Raw genomic sequence first — 17,472 nt, 5'->3', positions numbered from 1 at the left:
CCAATCATGCGACGTATAAGGTCGGTTTTATGAAGTTGGATGAGCGGTCTGGGGAATTTTGAGGGCTTCTTTTAGCGGAATGCAGTCGGGAAGCCAACCAATAAGCGATTGTTTATATTGCATATCTTTGCCTTCTCCAGCCCTTTCACCCAACTTTTGCCAAATTTTTGGAGAGGAAAAGAAAGATATTGACAAAAATTGGTAGACCAAATTTAATGCAGGGACGCGGCGGCCTCGGTTGTCGACCGCTATCAAAAAACATCTCAAAGTTGAGGAAACTCTGATGGTAACTAGGCTCGATCGCAAGTTGGCGAACATCCGCGCAGGCCGCTACACACGGGCCGATTTCGTCATCGCCGATGCCAAGGACAGCGATGTCGGCGCCGGCGTGACCGCGACCGGCTTCGACTATTCGGTCAAGCCGCCGCGCCGCCGCAGCCGCCAGGAATTCATCGCCCAGATCGAGGCGATCATCAAACAGGACATCGTCGACATCATGCTGGTGTCGCAATCCAACCTCGAGCTTCTCGACGAGCGCGCCGCGTTCTTCGGCAGCGAAATGAAGCCCGCCATCCGTGGCAATCTGGAGACGATGTGCTGGGGTGCCGTGCGCCATGGCACCTACACGCAGACTGCGTCCCTTCCCTTCCGCGACGCGATCCTGACGCGCGCCATCGCCAATTACCCGACGCACGGCACCGACCTTGCCCTCTATTCGGTCTCCTTCAGCAACGATGTCGAGCTTGATCTCCGCGCCTTGAACGCCTTTGCCGAATTCCGCGCCGAGGCGGCGCGCACCGGCTTCAAATATTTCTATGAGGTGTTTAACCCGAGCGTCGATCTCGGCTTCAGCCGCGAGCAGATCGGCGAGTTCGTCAACGATAACATCATCAAGTCGCTGGCGAGCGTGCCGAAGGCCGAGCGACCGCTGTTCCTGAAGACGCCCTATAACGGACCGAAGGCGATGGAGGAGCTTGCCGGCTTCGATTCCGAGCTGATCGTCGGCGTGCTCGGCGGCGGTGCCGGCACCACGCGCGACACGTTCGAGCTCGTCGCCCAGTCGGAGCGCTACGGCGCCCGCCTTGCTCTCTTCGGCCGCAAGATCAACCTCGCCGAGGCGCCCCTGCAGCTGATCGTGCTGATGCGGGCCGTCGCCGACGGCACCATCGCTCCGGAGGAAGCGGTGCGCGCCTATCACGGCGAGCTGCAGAAGCTTGGACTGACGCCGAACCGGCCGCTCGCCGATGACCGGGCGATCACCGAAGAGGTGCTGACGTCAGCCGCTGCGAAAGCCGCCTGACGCCGAACCAATGAGCGATGACGGCAATTGCCGTCACGCTGTGGACGTGACCCGGTAATGGGTCGCCGCGCCCGCGAGTGGAGGCTCGCGATGCGCTTTATCTGGGAGCAAAAAAGGGAGGAATATGATGAGAAAGATGCTGTTTCTTGCGACGACGATCCTCGCCGCCGCTCTGTCTTCTGCCGCGGCCAACGCCGAACAGAAAGAGGTCACCGTCTGGTCCTGGTTCGTCCAGAGCACGATGCAAAAATCGATCGCCGCTTTCGAGAAGGCCCACCCCGACGTCAAGGTCAACTACACCTATTACAACTACTCGCCCGAATACATCACCGCGCTGAAAGCGGCGGCGGCTTCCGGGAGCCTGCCTGACGTGATCGGCCTGCAGCCGGGTTCGCTCACCCAGCAGTATCGCGAAAATCTCGAAGCGGTGAACGAACGCGCCGCCAAACAGTGGGGCGACAAGTGGGCGGAGAAGGTATTCCCCGTCAACCGCAAGCAGATGCTGATGGGCAATCCGAAGGGCGATGAGAACTATTACATCATTCCGCAGGAGTCCCAGGTTCTGTGCATCTGGTACAACCGCAAGATCTTCGAAAAGCTCAAACTTTCGGCTCCCAAGACCTATGACGAGTTGAAGGCGGCGGCCAAGGCGCTGACGGACAACGGCTATATTCCGATGTTCCAGGGCGCGGCCGATGGCTGGCAGAACGAGAACGTTTTCCTGATGCTCGCCAACCAGTTCTCAGCCGGCATCGTCGACAAGGCGCAGGCCGGTGAAACACCCTGGACCGCGCCGGAACTCGTCGCCGCCATGAAGGCCTGGAAGGGCCTGTTCGATGACGGCATCTTCCAGCAGGGCGCGCTGGGTGCCCACGCCTATCCGACCGGCGCGCAGCTCTTCGCGCAGGGAAAGGTCGGCATGATGGCGCTGGGTTCCTGGTGGATGCAGGAAAGCAAGTTCCCGCCGCCGCTGTCGGAATTCGTGCAGAACATGGATGGCTTCGACTTCTTCTACCTGCCTCCGGTCAAGGACGGCAATTCCGCCAGCCCGCCGGTCGGCGGCATCGACATCGGCTACGGCCTGACCAAGAATGGCGGCAAGAATCCGGAGGCCTGGACCTTCCTTGCCGAACTGACCGATGGCGTTGGCCTGCAGGAAGCGCTGAACGATCTCAACGACCTGCCGGCCTTTGATGGCAATGCGCCAAAGGGCGACATCACCGACCACGTCAAGGAGATGTCGGCCCGCTTCATGGCCGACCTGCCGAAGGCCGAGAACCAGCGCTTCGCCTCACCGGCGGTCGCCGAAGCGCTCGACAATGCGCTTGCCGGCGTCGCGGCCGGCAGCGTCGAGCCGGAAGCGGCACTTGCCGGCGTCCAGGCAGCGACCGAGAAAGCTCTCGCGGCGAAATAGCCCAAGACCAACTGCCGGGCGCGGAGACGCGCCCGGCCCTTTTTCAGTGTAAGATGGCGAGCATCATGAGCGCAGAGGCCATGCGAGCCGGAGCTGCCGTCGCGGCGGTGAGACGGCGATCGGCATCGAGAGCTTCGACGCTCTATCTCTTTGCCCTGCCGGCAACGCTGCTGTTTGTCGTCTTCGTCGCCTATCCCATCCTGTGGGTTGCCGAGCAAAGCTTCTATGCCGGCAGGACGGATGGCGCAGCGGTGTTTGCCGGGCTTGCCAACTACAGGAGCGTTCTCAGCGATCCGACCTTCTGGATCGTGGTGCGCAACATGGCGCTATGGTGCGTCATCACCATTCCCGTGCAGATGCTGATCGGCGGCCTGCTCGCCTATTTCATCGAGCGCCACACGCATGCGCTGCGCGGCTTCTTCCGCACCATGTTCTTCCTGCCGGTGGTGACCTCGGTCTCGGTCATCAGCCTGGTCTGGGTGCAGATCTACGCGCCCTATTACGGCATCGCCCAGGAATATCTCAGGCATGTCGGCATCGTCATGATGACATCGCCGATCGGCGACCCGAAGACCGCGATCTACGCGCTGATCGTCGTTAACATCTGGCAATGGACCGGCTTTTCGATGCTGATGTACATCGCCGGCATCGCCAATTTGCCGAGCGAGGTGCTCGATGCCGCCCGCATCGATGGCGCCAAGGGCTGGCGGCTTGCGGTGCATGTCATCGTGCCGATGCTGGCGCCAGCGACGAAATCGCTGCTGCTGCTCGGCGTCATTGGCACGCTGCAGACTTTCCCGATCGTGCATCTAATGACCGGCGGCGGTCCAAACCGGGCGAGCGAAGTGTTCGGCACCTTCATCTTCAAGCAGAGTTTCGTGCTGGGCGACACCGGAAGCGGCGCGGCGCTTTCGGTCATCGTCCTGGTAATCGCGCTCGCATTGTCGCTGATCCAGATCGCGGTGCTCGGCGCCCGCCTGTCGCCAGCGGGGAAGGAGAAGCCATGATGGCGCCGCTCGCCCGCAGTCGCATGCGTGGCGTGGTCATCCATGCTGTCCTCTTCATCGTGCTCGGCTTTTGGATGGTCCCGCAGGTCTACATGCTGTCGATCGGGCTGCGCACACCAGCACAGGCCTTCGACGCTGCGCTTTTCACCTGGCCGGTGACCTTCGACAATTTCGTCACCGTGATCCGCGACAATCCGCTGGGCGGCATTTTCCTCAACAGCCTGATCATCACCGTCGCGACGGTGGCGATCGTGGTCGCGGTCTCCTCGCTGTTTGCCTTCGCCTGCGCGATCCTGCGGCTGAAGGGCTCGATGCTGCTCTATACGACCCTTCTGACCACACTCATGGTGCCGCTCGCCTCCATGGTGCTACCGCTCGCCATCCTGCTCAAGAATTTCGGCTGGGTGAACACCTATATCGGCCTCATCCTGCCCTATGCGGCGCTCGGCGTGCCGTTCGCCATGGTCATCCTCAAGGCCTTCATGGAAGACGCGCCGCGCGAGCTTTTCGAGGCCGCGCGGGTGGATGGCTGCAACGCCTGGCAGACTTACTGGCATGTCGCCCTGCCTCTCGTGCGGCCAGCACTGGTCTTCGTCACCATCTGGCAGTTCATCGTCACCTGGAACGAGTTCTTCCTTGCCCTCATCGTCCTGACCAGAAGCGAGATGAAGACGCTCACCATCGTGCCGATGCAGTATTCCGGCCTCTACATGGCCAACCCCGGTGCGCTCTTCGCCATCCTGACGCTGATCGCGCTCCCCCTCATCCTCCTCTATGTGCTGGTGCAGCGCGCCTTCGTGCGCGGCCTGCTGGCCGGCGCGGTGAAAGGTTAGGCCCATGGCGACGCTTTCGATCGACAAGGTCACCAAGGCCTTCGGCCACACCACGGTCATTCCGGAACTGTCGCTGACCATCGAGGATGGCGAGTTCTGCGTGCTGGTCGGACCGTCGGGCTGCGGCAAGTCGACTTTGCTGCGCATCATCGCCGGGCTGGAGCCAATCAGCTCTGGCCGCATCCTGGTCGACGGCGTCGACATGAGCGGTGCCGAGCCGCCGGAACGGGGCGTGGCGATGGTGTTCCAATCCTACGCGCTCTATCCGCATATGAATGTCGACCGCAACATCGGCTTCGGCCTGAAGATCGCCCGCACGCCGCTCGCCGAGATCGTCGAACGCGTCGGCCGCGCCGCCGACAAACTGCGGCTCGGCTCCTATCTCAAGCGCAAGCCGCGCGAGCTTTCCGGCGGCCAGCGCCAGCGTGTCGCCATCGGCCGCGCCATGACGCGCAAGCCAAAGCTCTTCCTGCTCGACGAGCCGCTCTCCAATCTGGATGCTGCGCTGCGCGTCGGCATGCGCGTCGAGATTGCGCGGTTGAAGGCGGAGCTTGCCTCGACCATGGTCTATGTCACGCATGATCAGGTCGAGGCGATGACGCTCGCCGACCGCATCGTGGTGATGAATGGCGGGCGCATCGAGCAGGTCGGCGCGCCGCTCGAGCTCTATCACCGGCCGGCCAATCTGTTCGTCGCCGGCTTCATCGGTTCTCCGGCGATGAATTTCCTGAAGGGCTGTGTCGACAAGGTTGAAGGCAATCAGGTGACGATCAGCCTAGACCTCGGGCTTTCGCTGACGATGCCGGTTTCGAAGCCACCGCAGGCGGGCGCCGAAGTGACGGTCGGCATTCGGCCTGAACACATCGTGCTGTCCGCCGAGGGGCAGGCCGATGCGTTCATCGTGCACGCAAGCGTGGTCGAACTGTTGGGCAGCGACACCTTCATCTATGTGCGCGACGGCGAAGAGAGCCTGGTCATCCGCGACAGCGGTGGCCGCATGGCACGCGCGGGCGATCGTATCGCCATCTCCTTGCCGCCGCGCGCCTGCCATCTCTTCAACAAGGCAGGTCAACGAATTTCCGATGCGACGGCAGTTACCGAGCCCGCCTGAAACGCGTTTGAAGAACATCACAAAGAGGGAACCATGACGGATTTTCACGGACGCAATATTCTGGTGACGGGCGGCAGCGGCGGCATTGGCGGCACCACCGTGCGGCATCTGGTCAAGGCCAACGCCAATGTGATCGCCGCCGGGCGCTCGCAAGAGGCGCTAGCGGCAATCGCCAGGGAGACGGGTTGCCGCACAGTGACCTTCGACCTCGCCTCCGAGAACGAGATCCGCGATGCGCTCGAGGGCCTCGACCTCTGGGGCGTCGTCAATTGCGGCGGCTTCGGTGGCGAGATCGCGACGCCGATGGACACCGACATCGCCATCTTCGACAAGGTCATCACCGTCAACGCGCGCGGCGCGCTGCTGGTCACCAAATACGCGACGCGGCAGATGGTGGCGATCGGCAAGGGCGGCGCCATCGTCAACGTCTCTAGCCAGGCGGCGCTGGTCGCGCTCGACGGCCACATCTCCTACGGCTCCTCCAAGGCCGCACTTGAGAACATCACCCGTTGCTCGGCCCTGGAACTCGGCAAATACAACATCCGCGTCAACAGCGTGAACCCGACCGTGGTGATGACGCCGATCTCATCAGGCCATTGGAGCCAGCCGCATGTCGCCGAACCCTTCCTGAAACAGATGCCGCTCGGCCGCTGGGCGACCGAAGACGAAGTCGCCGGCCCAATTGTCTTCCTGCTCAGCGACGCCGCCTCGATGATCACAGGCATCCACCTTCCCATCGACGGCGGCTACACCTGCCGATGAGGAAGCGCGGTCCGAGGACTATGAAGCTGACGGCCGTACACAGCTGGACGAGAATGAGGAGACCCGCCTTGCCACGCTGAACGAGTTTGTCATGGAGCCGCTCCACGACATCGCCGAAGGCGATCTGCTCCGCCCAAGTACGGACCTTCAGCCCCGCGACCCGGGGGTCTTCACCTGCTTCTAGCCAGCGGCTCCATATTGCTATTAGATGGCCCCTCCCGGACCACATTCCCTATTTCAGCCAGCCGCGAACGCTGTTCACCATCGCGGATGTCGAAGTCCCATAGCAGTCGTCTTTCGCTCGGGTCGATCCGCTTACTGGGCGTCTATTCATAACTGCTTAGCCGCGGCGCCCGCTCGGCGCCAGGGAATGGACGCTTGGACTTTCTGGTCGTGATGGGGCATAGCCGCCATCGGCAAAACTGAGATCGGTCAGCGGCTGGTTTGAAGAGCAGGGTAACTCTTGCGCCTGCCGGCCCCCCCTACCTCCGCGCGAAGGCAACCAGCCTGCTGCTACAAACGTTCGAGCGCCAACGCGATGCCTTGACCTACGCCAACGCACATTGTCGCGAGCGCGCGCCTGGCGCTGCGCTCCTTCAGTTCGAGCGCCGCGGTCCCGGTGATGCGCGCGCCCGACATTCCAAGCGGATGCCCCAGGGCGATCGCTCCACCGTTAGGATTGACGCGGGACGGGTCATTTAGGCCGAGTTCGCGCAACACGGCAATCGCCTGTGAGGCGAAAGCCTCGTTGAGCTCGATCACATCGAAATCAGTCGGCTCGAGGCCGAGCCGTGCGCAAAGTCTGCGGGTCGCTGGCACAGGCCCCATGCCCATGACGCGTGGCTCGACGCCGGCTGTTGCGGCACCCAACACCCGGGCGATCGGCGTCAGGCCATGCCTTTTCGCCGCCGCTTCCGAAGCGACGATCAGCGCGGCCGCACCGTCGTTGACGCCGGAGGCGTTGCCGGCCGTGACCGTGCCGCTCTGGCGGAACGGTGCCGGCAGCTTCGCCAGCGCCTCGACAGTCGAGCCGCCGCGTGGGTGCTCGTCTCGGTCAACAACCACGGGATCGCCCCTGCGCTGCGGGATCATCACGGCGACGATTTCCTTCGCCAGCCGGCCATTGTCCTGCGCCGTGACGGCCCTTGCCTGGCTGCGCGCGGCAAAGGCGTCCTGGTCTTGCCGGGAAACCTTGAAGTCTTCGGCCACATTTTCCGCCGTCTCCGGCATGGATTCGATCCCGTATTGCTTTTCCATGAGGGGGTTTGCGAAACGCCATCCGATGGTGGTGTCGTAAATCTCGGCCTTGCGTGAGAAGGCGGCATCGGCCTTCGGCATAACGAAGGGCGCGCGGCTCATCGATTCGACCCCGCCGGCGATCATCAGTTCCGCCTCGCCGGCCTTGATTGCGCGGGCGGCGGCAATGACGGCATCCATGCCCGAACCGCACAGCCGATTGATGGTGGTCCCGGACACCTGGACTGGAAGTCCGGCCAGAAGCAGCGCGATGCGCGCGACATTGCGATTGTCCTCGCCCGCCTGATTGGCGCAGCCAAAGATTACGTCGTCGATCTCAGCCCAGTCCATTGAGGCATTGCGCTGTATCAGCGCCTTCAGTGGGATCGCGGCAAGATCGTCCGCGCGCACTGCCGACAGGACACCACCGAACCGGCCGATCGGCGTGCGGACATAGTCGCAGATGAAGGCTTCAGGCATGGCTGTCCCTTTTGAGCCGGGCCTGAAACATCGGGCCGCCCTTGTGGGCGGGGAAGCCATAGCCGTTGATCATGACGAGGTCGATGTCGCCGGCACTCCCGGCGATGCCCTCCGATAGCAACACGCTCCCTTCGTCCGCCATCGAGCGGAGCAGGTGCGCCACGATCTCGTCGGCGGAGAACTGGCGCGGCACGATCCCCTTCGCCTTCCGCGCCGTCTCGATGAGGGCCGTGACCTGCGGATCGACCGTCTTCTCGCCCGACGAATAGGTGTACCAGCCGCAGCCGGTCTTGCGGCCGAGGCGGCCCGCCTCGCACAGCTGGTCGGCGATCTCGACATAGCGTTCGTTCGGGTTGCGCGTGGCCGCCTGCCGCTTGCGCCGCGCCCAGGCGATCTCCAGTCCGGCCATATCGTTGACGGCGAAGATGCCCATCGGAAAGCCCCAGGCTTCCAGTGCGGCGTCGATCTCTTCCGGCATGGCGCCGTCCTCAACCATGAATTCGGCTTCGCGGCGATAGGCGGAAAAGATACGATTGCCGATGAAGCCTTCTGCCGCGCTGCATACAACAGGCAGCTTGCCGAGCCGCTTGGCGAAGGCGAGGGCTGTGGCAAGCACGTCCAGCCGGGTCGCCGCGCAATCGATAACTTCGACGAGGCGCATGACATTTGCAGGCGAGAAGAAATGCAGCCCGACGATCCGCTCGGGATGGATGGTCGCCGCGGCGAGTTCATCGGGATTCAAATAGCTGGTGTTGGTGGCCAGAATCGCGTCGGGCCGGACGACGCCGTCGAGCCGCTGGAGCAGGTCGGTCTTGATCGCAAGATTGTCGAACACCGCCTCGATCGCCAAGTCGACCCCGGAGAGCGCCGTCAAGTCGGCGGTGGTGGCGAGCCGTTGCAGGCAGGCCTTGCGCGCGTCCGGCGTGAGGCGGCCCGACTGCGCCGCCTTGCCAAGGAGGCCGACAATGCATGTGCGGCCCTTTTGCGCGTCATCGTCCGTTTGCTCGACGCCGATCACGCAATAGCCCGCCGTAAGGGCCGAGACGGCGATGCCCGAACCCATCAGGCCGAGCCCGACGATGCCGACCGTGACGACGGGGCGCGGACTGATGCCCTCCAGTTTCGCTACCTTGCCGGCTTGCCGTTCCGCGAAGAAGACGTGGCGCAAGGCGGCCGCCTCGTCGGAATCACGCAGCCGCAGGAATGTCGTGCGTTCGTCCGCGAGGCCTTTCTCGAGGCTGGTGAGGGCAGCAGCCCTGACCAGCCTGACGGCTTCGGCCGGCGCGACCTGCCCGCGTGCCTTGGCCAGTACTTTGCTAGCCATGGCCTCAGTCTCGGCTTCGTCCGCCGGCACGACGGCCAACTCGCCAGTACGCCTCAGCGGCGCGTTCGCCATGCCATGCGCCAATGTGACGGCTTCCGCGACCGCGTCGTCGGCCAAGGCGTCGATGAGACCGAATCTCTTCGCCTCATCGGCTTTGACGCTGCGACCGCTGCCGATCATCTCCACTGCGTGGGCAGTCCCGACGAGACGCGGCAGCCGCTGTGTGCCTCCCGCGCCAGGCACAATGCCGAGCTTGACCTCGGGCAGGCCGAAGATCGCCGCCGCGCTTGCGACCCGGCCATGACAGGCGAGTGCAATCTCGGCACCGCCACCGAGTGCCGCGCCGTTAATGGCTGCGACGACCGGCTTGTCGGATTGCTCGATTCGTTGTGTCACATCCGGCAAAATGGGTGCCACCGGGGGTGTTGCGAATTCACGAATGTCTGCGCCGCCCACGAACACTCTGCCGGCTCCCGTGATGACGACGCCGGCCGCACCTTCCAGGCTTACAGCATGGTCGAGGGCCCGGCAGAGGCCTTCCCTGACATCGGTGGACAGAGCATTGACGGGCGGATTGTCGATCGTGACAACAAGGACACCGTCGCGGATGCTGCCGTATACGCTCCCGGAAAACCGTGTGACGTCCATCGGCCGAGCCTTATTCCGGCACGACGGCGGTCGCCTGGATTTCGATCCTGGCGCGATCCTCAACCAGCGCCAAGACCTGCATGGCCGCCATTGCCGGGAAATGCCGGCCGATGATCTCGCGATACGCTTGGCCGATAGCGCCCAGATTTTCGACGTATTCCTTCTTGTCGATGAAATACCAGGTCATGGAGGTGATGTGATGCGGCACGGCGCCGCCGGATTTCAGCACGGCGACGATGTTCAGAAGCGTTTGGCGTACCTGATCCACAAAATCGTCGGTCTCGAACTGGCAGCGCTCGTTCCAGCCGATCTGCCCGCCCACGAAGATCGTGCGGCCACGCGCCGCGATCCCGTTGGCATAGCCGACGGGCTGTTCCCATCCTATGGGCTGCAGGACGCGATGGGGCGAGGCAGTTGCTGCGGCTTTGCTGTTCGGTGTGGCGGTCATTAGAGATCCATTAGTTTGAAAAGGCGGCGATGCCGGTAATGGCACGGCCGATGACCAGCGCGTGAATGTCATGCGTACCTTCATAGGTGTTCACGACCTCCAGGTTGACCAGATGGCGGGCGACGGGGAACTCGTCCGAGATACCATTACCTCCCAGCATGCCGCGGGCAGTGCGGGCTATGTCGAGCGCCTTGCCGCATGAATTGCGCTTGACGATGGACGTCAGTTCGGTTGCCGGGTGCCCTTCCTCCTTGAGCCGGCCAAGCCTCAGGCAGGTCTGCAGGCCAAGCGCGATTTCCGTTATCATGTCGGCCAGCTTCTTCTGAATGAGCTGGTTGGCCGCGAGCGGACGACCGAACTGGTGGCGGTCGAATAGCAAGACTCGGCGGCACCCACGCGCCCCGGGCAATGCCGAAGTGGACAGAGTTCAGGCAGGTGAAAGGTCCCTTCAGGCCTGCAACATCCGGCAGCATGTTTTCGGCCGGAACGAACACGTCGTCCGTGACGATCTGGCCGGTTATGGAGGCGCGCAGGCCGACCTTGCCGAGTATGGCGGGGGCGGAGGGGCCCTTCCAGCCCTTCTCCAGTACGAAGCCCCGGATAACGCCTTCGTCGGTCTTGGCCCAGACGACGAAGACATCGGCGATCGGCGAATTGGAGATCCATGTCTTCGAACGCGTCCTTCTGCATGATGCCAATGGCGTTGCAGACCAGGGGTTCGTGCCAATCACCATCGACACCGGAAAGGAGAAATCCGCCTTCCGCCTTGCGTGCCCGGGTCGCCATCGAACCGGGTTCCGAGCCGTGGTCGGGTTCGGTCAGGCCGAAGCAGCCGATCTGGGTGCCCGCGGTCAGGCCGGGCAGGTATCTGCGCTTCCGCTCATCGCTGCCGAAGGTGTGGATCGGAACGATGACCAGCGAGGACTGCACGCTCATCATCGAGCGGTAGCCGGAATCGATGTGCTCGATCTCGCGTACGATCAGCCCGTAGGAAACATAGTTCCGGCCCGCGCCGCCATACTTCTCGGAGACGGTCGGTCCGAGCAGGCCTAGCTCGCCCATTTCGACGAAGATCGACGGGTCCGTTTTCTCGTGCCGGAAAGCGTCCTGCACGCGTGGCAGCAATTTGTCCAGTGCGTAGGCCCGCGCCGTATCGCGCACCATGCGCTCTTCCTCGCTCAGTTGCCCATCGAGGTTGAACGGGTCCTGCCAGTCGAAATGCGCTTTCGCAGCATGCATATGTCAGTCTCCTATCTGGTCGAAGCCTTCATCAGCTCGCGGCCGATGATCAGCTTCTGCACCTCGGTGGCGCCCTCGTAGATGCGCAGGGCGCGGATTTCCCGGTAAAGTCGCTCGGTGATCTCGCCGACCTGCACGCCGCGCCCGCCGAACAGTTGCAGTGCCTGATCGATAACCCATTGCGCGTTTTCGGTGGCGGTCAACTTTGCCATGGCAGCCTCGCGGGTGGTCGGCAGCTTCTGCACGTCGCGTCGCCAGGCGGTGCGCAGCGTCAGCAATGAGGCGGCGTCGATGGCCGTCGCCATCTCGCCCAGCGTGCTCTGCGCTGTCGGCAGGTCTGCCAGTGTCGCTCCGAACATGTTCCGCGACCTTGCATGGGAAACGGCCTCGTCCAATGCGCGGCGCGCAAAGCCGAGCGCCGCGGCCGCGACGGAGGGACGGAAGATGTCCAGCGTGCGCATAGCGATCTTGAAGCCTTCGCCAGGCGCGCCGAGCAGGTGGGAAGCGGGCACACGCAGCCCTTCGAAGCGGATGCGCGCCAGCGGATGTGGCGCGATGGTCTCGATCCGTTCCGCGATCGTGAACCCCGGCGTGCCGGCGAAGACGACGAAGGCGGAGATGCCGCGCGTGCCTGCCGCCTCGCCCGTGCGCGCGAACACGCTGTACACGTCCGCGATGCCGCCATTCGAGATGAATATCTTCTCGCCGTCGATGACGTATTCGCCCCCGTCACGCCGAGCAATGGTCGACATGGAGGCGACATCCGATCCGGCCTCCGGCTCGGTCAATGCGAATGCGGAGATCAGTTCGCCCTTCGCGATCTTCGGCAGGATGCGCGCCTTGATTTCGTCCGACCCCTCGAGGCTGACGGCCCCCGTGCCCAGGCCTTGCATGGCAAACGCGAAGTCCGCCAGCCCGTCAGCGTAAGCCAGCGTCTCACGGATGATGCAAAGCGCGCGGCTGTCGATCTCTTCCGACGCCCCGCCATAAGCACAAGGAACGCAATGGCGCAGGATGCCTGCGGCGCCGAGCTTTCTGACCAGGGCCTTGCAGGCCGCGTCCGCGTCGTTGTGGTCGATCGCGCCCAGGCCGCCGGCGGCGATGAAGGCGTCGAGTTCAGCCGCCAGCGCGCGGTGTTCGCCGCCCAGGAACGGCCAGTCAAGATGGTCTCGGGTCGGACCGCGCATGGCGGGGGCAACCACGGTCAGTTTCCCTCGAAGACAGGTTTCGCTTTGGCGGCAAAGGCCTCGAAAGCGCGGCGGAAATCGCCGGTCGCCATGCAAATCGCCTGTGCTTGCGATTCCGATTCAATGATCTCCTCGAGACCCATCGACCATTCTTGTTCAAGCATCTTCTTGGTCATCGAGTGCGCGAACCAGGGGCCGTCCGCGAGATTGCGGGCGAAACGCTGCGCTTCGCCCAGCAGGGCGCCCCGGTCGTGCAGGGTGTTGTAGAACCCCCAGGCGTATCCTTCGGCCGCCGTCATGGCCCGGCCGGTGAAGAGCAGCTCCGCCGCGCGGCCCTGTCCGATGATACGCGGGAGCATGCCGCAGGCGCCCATGTCGGCTCCGGCCAGCCCGACGCGGGTGAACAGGAAGGCGGTCTTCGCCTCGGGCGTCGCAAGGCGGCAGTCCGCCGCCATTGCCAGGATGGCGCCGGCGCCGGCGCAGATGCCATCCACCGCCGCGATGACCGGCTGCGGGCAGGCGCGAATCTGGCGCACCAGGTCGCCGGTCATGCGCGTGAAGGCGAGCAGGTCGGGCATCTGCATCGTGGTCAGCGGCTCGATAATGTCGAAGACATCGCCGCCAGACGAGAAATTGTTCTCCGCGCCCGTCAGCACCACGGCCCGCACATCGCTGGCGCGGTGCAGCGCGCGGAACAGGTCGCCCAGTTCCTCGTAGCTGTCGAAGGTGAGCGGGTTCTTCTTCTGCGGCCGGTCGAGCGTTATCGTGGCGACGCGTCCATCCTCGTCCGTTTCGAACCGGAAATGAGTGGCCCTGTGGCCCTTGAAAGGACGCTTCTTGTCCTGCATGGCGTTGGTCATCGATCGTCCTCCTTCTCGTAACAACGACCACCACTGGACAGGCGGTAACCGCTTGCGCTGTCCTGCCGTCAGTCGTTCGCCGACGGCGGCAGGAACTCCACCTCGTGCAGATTGTCGAAGAGACCCTTCAGCTTTCCGGTAGGCGAGACCCAGAACAGCGCGCGCGCCGGCTTGTCAGACTTGTTGAAATAGCCGTGCGGAATGCCGCGCGGCATGTGCACCAGATCGCGGGCCTTGGCCTTGGACCATTGGCCGTCGAGCTTCAGGTCCAACTCGCCCTCCTGCACGAGTATGAACTCGTCCTGCGTCGGATTGACATGCGCCGACACGAACTGGCCGGGATCGCTGTTGGTCTCGAATGCAAATGTGGATTCGCTGATAGCCTTGGCGAAGTATTGCTGGCCGAGGATGTTCCATTCCGTGCCATCGAAGCCCTCGCCGTCTCTGGTGATGCCCTTCTTCAGTGCGGTCGCGTCGGTCATCGTCGTTTCCTCACTGCTTCAACCAACCATGATCTCGCCGCCGGCGACCGGTATCGCCTGGCCGGTGATCGACGTAGCCTCCTGCGAAGCGAGCCACAGGACGGTATGGGCGACTTGCTGCGGCGTCACCAACCTGCCCTGCGGGTTGCTGCGGGCGAGCGTCGCGCGCGCGTCTTCAGCTGAACGGCCCGTCTTGCCGGTTATGGTCTCGACCGCGCCGTCGAGCAGCGGGGTGTCGGTGAAGCCGGGGCATACGGCGTTGACGGTGACGTCGGTGCGCGCCAGTTCAAGCGCCAGCGCCCGCGTCAGCCCGACGACGCCATGCTTGGAGGCGCAATAGGCCGTTACATAAGCGTATCCCGTCAGCCCAGCCGTGCTGGCGACGTTGACGATGCGACCCTTGCCGGCGCGTTTGAGCGAGGGAAGCGCCGCCTGGGTTACCAGATAGGTGCCGGTGAGGTTGATGCCGATCACCCGGTTCCAGGTTTCGAGCCCGGTCTTCTCGAACGGCGCGGATGGCGCTTCGCCGGCACAGTTGACCAGCACGGCGATGTCGCCGAGGCGACCGACCGCTTCGGCAATGCCGGCCTCGACCGAGGCCTGATCGGTGACGTCGAAGCCGGCCACGACGAAGGCTTCACCACCGGCGGCGGAAACCTCGTCGCCCACGGCTTCCAACGGCGCCGCCCGGCGGCCGGCGAGGCTGACACGATGGCCTTTGGCGGCAAGCGCCAGCGCGACGGCCTTGCCGATGCCGCTGCCGGCGCCGGTGACAAGGGCGTGGCGCACCGTCATGCCTTGCCCGCCGGCGCCGGCGCAGGGCTCGCGCCGCGCGCCAGATTGTTCACATATTGCGCGCGCGCCGAATGATACTGTTTTGGCCAACTCTGCTCGGCATAGCCGATCTTGGCCGCCTCATGCATGACGAAGGACGGGTCGGCGAGATGCGGGCGGGCGACGGCACAGAGGTCGGCGCGCCCCGCGGCGATGATCGAATTGGCGTGGTCGGCCTCCGAGATTGCGCCGACGGCAATCGTCGGCACCTGGATCTCGTTGCGGATCTTGTCGGAGAAGGGCGTCTGGAACAGACGGCCGTAGACCGGTTTTTCCTCCTTCACTACCTGGCCCGACGAGCAGTCGATCAGGTCGGCGCCGGCCTCCTTGAACATCCTGGCGAAGATCGCTGCGTCCTCCGGCATGTTGCCGCCTTCGAACCAGTCGTGGGTGGAAAGGCGCACCGAGATCGGCCGGTCGTGTGGCCAAACGGCCCGCACGGCACGGAAAACCTCGAGCGGGAACCGCGCGCGATTCTCGTGGCTGCCGCCGTATTCGTCCTCGCGCAGATTGGTCAGCGGCGACAGGAAGCTCGACAGCAGGTAGCCGTGCGCGGCATGAAGTTCGAGAATGTCGAAACCGATGTCGGCGGCGCGCTTCGTCGCGGCCACGAAGTCGGCCAGCACGCGGTCCATATCGTCCCGCGTCATGGCGCGCGGCACGTCCGAATGCTTGAGATAGGGCAGGGCAGAGGCCGAGATCAGCGGCCAGCCGCCGTCCTCGACCGGCTGGTCGATGCCCTCCCAGGCAACTTTCGTTGCTCCCTTGCGGCCCGCATGACCGATCTGAATCCCGATTCTCGCAGGCGTCTCGCGATGGACGAAATCGACGAGCCGCCGGAAGGCCTGGGCCTGTTCGTCGTTCCAGAGGCCGAGGCAACCCGGCGTGATGCGGGCGTCGGGCGACACGCAGGTCATTTCCGGAAAGACCAGCGCCGCGCCGCCCATGGCGCGCGCGCCGAGATGGACGAGATGGAAGTCGTCGGGCAAGCCGTCGGTGGCCGAATACATCGCCATTGGTGAGACGACGATGCGGTTCTTCAGCGTCAGGCCGCTGATCGTGAAAGGCGTGAACATCGGCGGCGGCACCGATCCGTTCGGCCCAGGATCGACACCGGCGCGCACGGCGAACCAGCGCTCGTAGCCTTCCAGCCAGTCCTTGTCGCGCAGGCGCAGATTCTCGTGGCTGATGCGCTGCGAGCGGGTCAGCATCGAATACATGAACTGTTCCGGCTCGAGCTGGTCGGCATAGCGGGTGCCGACCACCTCGAACCACTCCATCGCGTTGCGCGCCGCGTTCTGAATGCGGGCGACGTCGACGCGGCGGATCTCCTCGTAGGCGTCGAGCACGGACGGGATCTTCTTCGCATCATGTCCGACGATGTCGAACTGGCGGGTCAGCTCGATGGCATCGTCTATGGCGAGCTTGGTGCCCGAGCCGATGGCGAAATGCGCCGTGTGTGCGCTGTCGCCCATCAGGACGACGTGGTTCGTGCCATTGAAATGGCTCCATTTCTCACAAATCAGGCGGCCGAAATTCAGCCAGGCGGAGCCGCGCAGATGGCGGGCATTGGTCATCAAGCTGTGGCCGTCGAGCGTCTCGGCGAACAGCTTCTCGCAAAAGGCGATCGACTGGTCCTGATCCATCTTGTCGAGGCCATGCGCGCGGAAAACCTCGTCCGTCGTTTCCACGATGAAGGTCGAGGTGGTCGCATCGAACCGATAGATATGGGCCTGGAACCAGCCATGCTCGGTGGGACGAAAATCAAAGGTGAAGGCGTCAAAGCGCTTGTCGGTGCCAAGCCAGATATAGCGGTTCGGCCGCATCTGCATGTCGGGCTTGAATTCATCTGCATATTTCAGCCGTAAGCGGGAGTTCACCCCGTCCGACGCGATGATGAGATCGGCGTCGCGAAATTCTCCGTCGTCGAGCACGTCTCGCTCGAAGACGAATTCGACGCCAAGTTCAAGACAGCGTTCCTGCAAGATGTTGAGCATGTTCTTGCGGCCGATGCCCACAAAACCGTGGCCGGTGGTTCTGATCTTGCGGCCCTTGAAGACGAGCTCAATGTCGTCCCAGTGGTTGAAGGCATCTTCTATGCTGGCGGCCGTCTGCAGGTCCCACTGACGCATCGATTCGAGGGTGGCGTCGGAGAACACCACGCCCCAGCCGAACGTGTCGAATGGCCGGTTGCGCTCGACCACCGTGATGTGGTGCAGGGGCTGCTGTTTCTTCATCAGCAACGCGAAGTAAAGACCGGCCGGGCCGCCGCCGATGCAGACGATGCGCATACTGTCCTCCCACGCG

General features: G+C 63.7%; 14 protein-coding genes and 1 pseudogene. 6 read left to right on the top strand and 9 right to left on the bottom strand.

Annotation, left to right across the window (positions count from 1 at the left end):
* Positions 1-283 precede the first annotated feature (283 nt).
* The 6 genes from ABID19_RS29845 to ABID19_RS29820 all read left to right on the top strand — a co-directional run bounded on the left by ABID19_RS29845 (position 284) and on the right by ABID19_RS29820 (position 6,427).
* Entirely contained in the window at positions 284-1,300 is a 1,017-nt protein-coding gene (locus ABID19_RS29845) for a hypothetical protein (protein WP_263806604.1), read from the top strand.
* Between the two features lie 127 nt (positions 1,301-1,427).
* A complete protein-coding gene (locus ABID19_RS29840; RefSeq protein ID WP_263806603.1) occupies positions 1,428-2,714 on the top strand; it encodes an ABC transporter substrate-binding protein in 1,287 nt (428 codons plus the stop codon).
* Positions 2,715-2,779: 65 nt separating this feature from the next.
* Positions 2,780-3,721: a carbohydrate ABC transporter permease gene (locus ABID19_RS29835; RefSeq protein WP_263806602.1), complete on the top strand. Its 942-nt coding sequence runs from the start codon at positions 2,780-2,782 to the stop codon at positions 3,719-3,721.
* The gene (locus ABID19_RS29830) at positions 3,718-4,554 is read left to right on the top strand and encodes a carbohydrate ABC transporter permease (protein WP_354494185.1); all 837 of its coding nucleotides are present in this window, start codon (positions 3,718-3,720) and stop codon (positions 4,552-4,554) included. Before ABID19_RS29835 ends, ABID19_RS29830 begins: the two co-directional genes overlap by 4 nt.
* A gap of 4 nt (positions 4,555-4,558) precedes the next feature.
* Complete coding sequence (locus ABID19_RS29825; protein ID WP_263806600.1) at positions 4,559-5,665, top strand: ABC transporter ATP-binding protein; 1,107 nt, start codon at positions 4,559-4,561, stop codon at positions 5,663-5,665.
* Positions 5,666-5,698: 33 nt separating this feature from the next.
* Positions 5,699-6,427: an SDR family oxidoreductase gene (locus tag ABID19_RS29820; RefSeq protein ID WP_263806599.1), complete on the top strand. Its 729-nt coding sequence runs from the start codon at positions 5,699-5,701 to the stop codon at positions 6,425-6,427.
* Between the two features lie 513 nt (positions 6,428-6,940).
* Here the strand turns inward: ABID19_RS29820 and pcaF are convergent.
* The 9 genes and pseudogenes from pcaF to ABID19_RS29775 all read right to left on the bottom strand — a co-directional run bounded on the left by pcaF (position 6,941) and on the right by ABID19_RS29775 (position 17,456).
* Complete coding sequence (gene pcaF, locus ABID19_RS29815) at positions 6,941-8,143, bottom strand: 3-oxoadipyl-CoA thiolase (protein ID WP_263806598.1); 1,203 nt, start codon at positions 8,141-8,143, stop codon at positions 6,941-6,943.
* Positions 8,136-10,115 carry a 3-hydroxyacyl-CoA dehydrogenase NAD-binding domain-containing protein gene (locus tag ABID19_RS29810; protein WP_263806597.1) on the bottom strand — a complete coding sequence of 660 codons (1,980 nt, stop codon included), beginning with the start codon at positions 10,113-10,115 and terminating at the stop codon, positions 8,136-8,138. Before ABID19_RS29810 ends, pcaF begins: the two co-directional genes overlap by 8 nt.
* Positions 10,116-10,125: 10 nt before the next feature.
* Positions 10,126-10,563 (bottom strand): RidA family protein, encoded by a 438-nt coding sequence (locus tag ABID19_RS29805; protein WP_263806620.1) that lies wholly within the window; start codon positions 10,561-10,563, stop codon positions 10,126-10,128.
* Positions 10,564-10,573: 10 nt separating this feature from the next.
* A pseudogene (locus ABID19_RS29800) lies at positions 10,574-11,802 on the bottom strand (acyl-CoA dehydrogenase).
* A gap of 11 nt (positions 11,803-11,813) precedes the next feature.
* Positions 11,814-12,989: an acyl-CoA dehydrogenase family protein gene (locus tag ABID19_RS29795; protein WP_263806619.1), complete on the bottom strand. Its 1,176-nt coding sequence runs from the start codon at positions 12,987-12,989 to the stop codon at positions 11,814-11,816.
* Positions 12,990-13,006: 17 nt separating this feature from the next.
* Entirely contained in the window at positions 13,007-13,849 is an 843-nt protein-coding gene (locus tag ABID19_RS29790) for an enoyl-CoA hydratase family protein (RefSeq protein ID WP_263806596.1), read from the bottom strand.
* A gap of 68 nt (positions 13,850-13,917) precedes the next feature.
* On the bottom strand, positions 13,918-14,331 hold the full coding sequence (locus ABID19_RS29785; RefSeq protein ID WP_263806595.1) for a cupin domain-containing protein: 414 nt from the start codon (positions 14,329-14,331) through the stop codon (positions 13,918-13,920).
* An 18-nt stretch (positions 14,332-14,349) separates the two neighbouring features.
* The gene (locus ABID19_RS29780; protein ID WP_263806594.1) at positions 14,350-15,126 is read right to left on the bottom strand and encodes an SDR family NAD(P)-dependent oxidoreductase; all 777 of its coding nucleotides are present in this window, start codon (positions 15,124-15,126) and stop codon (positions 14,350-14,352) included.
* Positions 15,123-17,456: a bifunctional salicylyl-CoA 5-hydroxylase/oxidoreductase gene (locus ABID19_RS29775; protein WP_263806593.1), complete on the bottom strand. Its 2,334-nt coding sequence runs from the start codon at positions 17,454-17,456 to the stop codon at positions 15,123-15,125. The genes ABID19_RS29780 and ABID19_RS29775 overlap by 4 nt, the downstream gene beginning before the upstream one ends.
* Positions 17,457-17,472 lie beyond the last annotated feature (16 nt).

The organism is Mesorhizobium robiniae (assembly GCF_040545535.1).
Lineage (GTDB): Bacteria > Pseudomonadota > Alphaproteobacteria > Rhizobiales > Rhizobiaceae > Mesorhizobium > Mesorhizobium robiniae.
This window is presented reverse-complemented; position numbering and strand designations above follow the sequence as displayed.

Bases quoted from the DNA above. Each gene is read 5' to 3' on its own strand.
- ABID19_RS29845 (WP_263806604.1), top strand. From the start codon at position 284: ATGGTAACTAGGCTCGATCGCAAGTTGGCGAACATCCGCGCAGGCCGC.
- ABID19_RS29835 (WP_263806602.1), top strand. From the start codon at position 2,780: ATGAGCGCAGAGGCCATGCGAGCCGGAGCTGCCGTCGCGGCGGTGAGA.
- ABID19_RS29840 (WP_263806603.1), top strand. From the start codon at position 1,428: ATGAGAAAGATGCTGTTTCTTGCGACGACGATCCTCGCCGCCGCTCTG.
- ABID19_RS29825 (WP_263806600.1), top strand. From the start codon at position 4,559: ATGGCGACGCTTTCGATCGACAAGGTCACCAAGGCCTTCGGCCACACC.
- ABID19_RS29795 (WP_263806619.1), bottom strand. From the start codon at position 12,989: ATGCGCGGTCCGACCCGAGACCATCTTGACTGGCCGTTCCTGGGCGGC.
- ABID19_RS29830 (WP_354494185.1), top strand. From the start codon at position 3,718: ATGATGGCGCCGCTCGCCCGCAGTCGCATGCGTGGCGTGGTCATCCAT.
- ABID19_RS29805 (WP_263806620.1), bottom strand. From the start codon at position 10,563: ATGACCGCCACACCGAACAGCAAAGCCGCAGCAACTGCCTCGCCCCAT.
- ABID19_RS29780 (WP_263806594.1), bottom strand. From the start codon at position 15,126: ATGACGGTGCGCCACGCCCTTGTCACCGGCGCCGGCAGCGGCATCGGC.
- ABID19_RS29810 (WP_263806597.1), bottom strand. From the start codon at position 10,115: ATGGACGTCACACGGTTTTCCGGGAGCGTATACGGCAGCATCCGCGAC.
- ABID19_RS29775 (WP_263806593.1), bottom strand. From the start codon at position 17,456: ATGCGCATCGTCTGCATCGGCGGCGGCCCGGCCGGTCTTTACTTCGCG.
- ABID19_RS29785 (WP_263806595.1), bottom strand. From the start codon at position 14,331: ATGACCGACGCGACCGCACTGAAGAAGGGCATCACCAGAGACGGCGAG.
- ABID19_RS29820 (WP_263806599.1), top strand. From the start codon at position 5,699: ATGACGGATTTTCACGGACGCAATATTCTGGTGACGGGCGGCAGCGGC.
- ABID19_RS29790 (WP_263806596.1), bottom strand. From the start codon at position 13,849: ATGACCAACGCCATGCAGGACAAGAAGCGTCCTTTCAAGGGCCACAGG.
- pcaF (WP_263806598.1), bottom strand. From the start codon at position 8,143: ATGCCTGAAGCCTTCATCTGCGACTATGTCCGCACGCCGATCGGCCGG.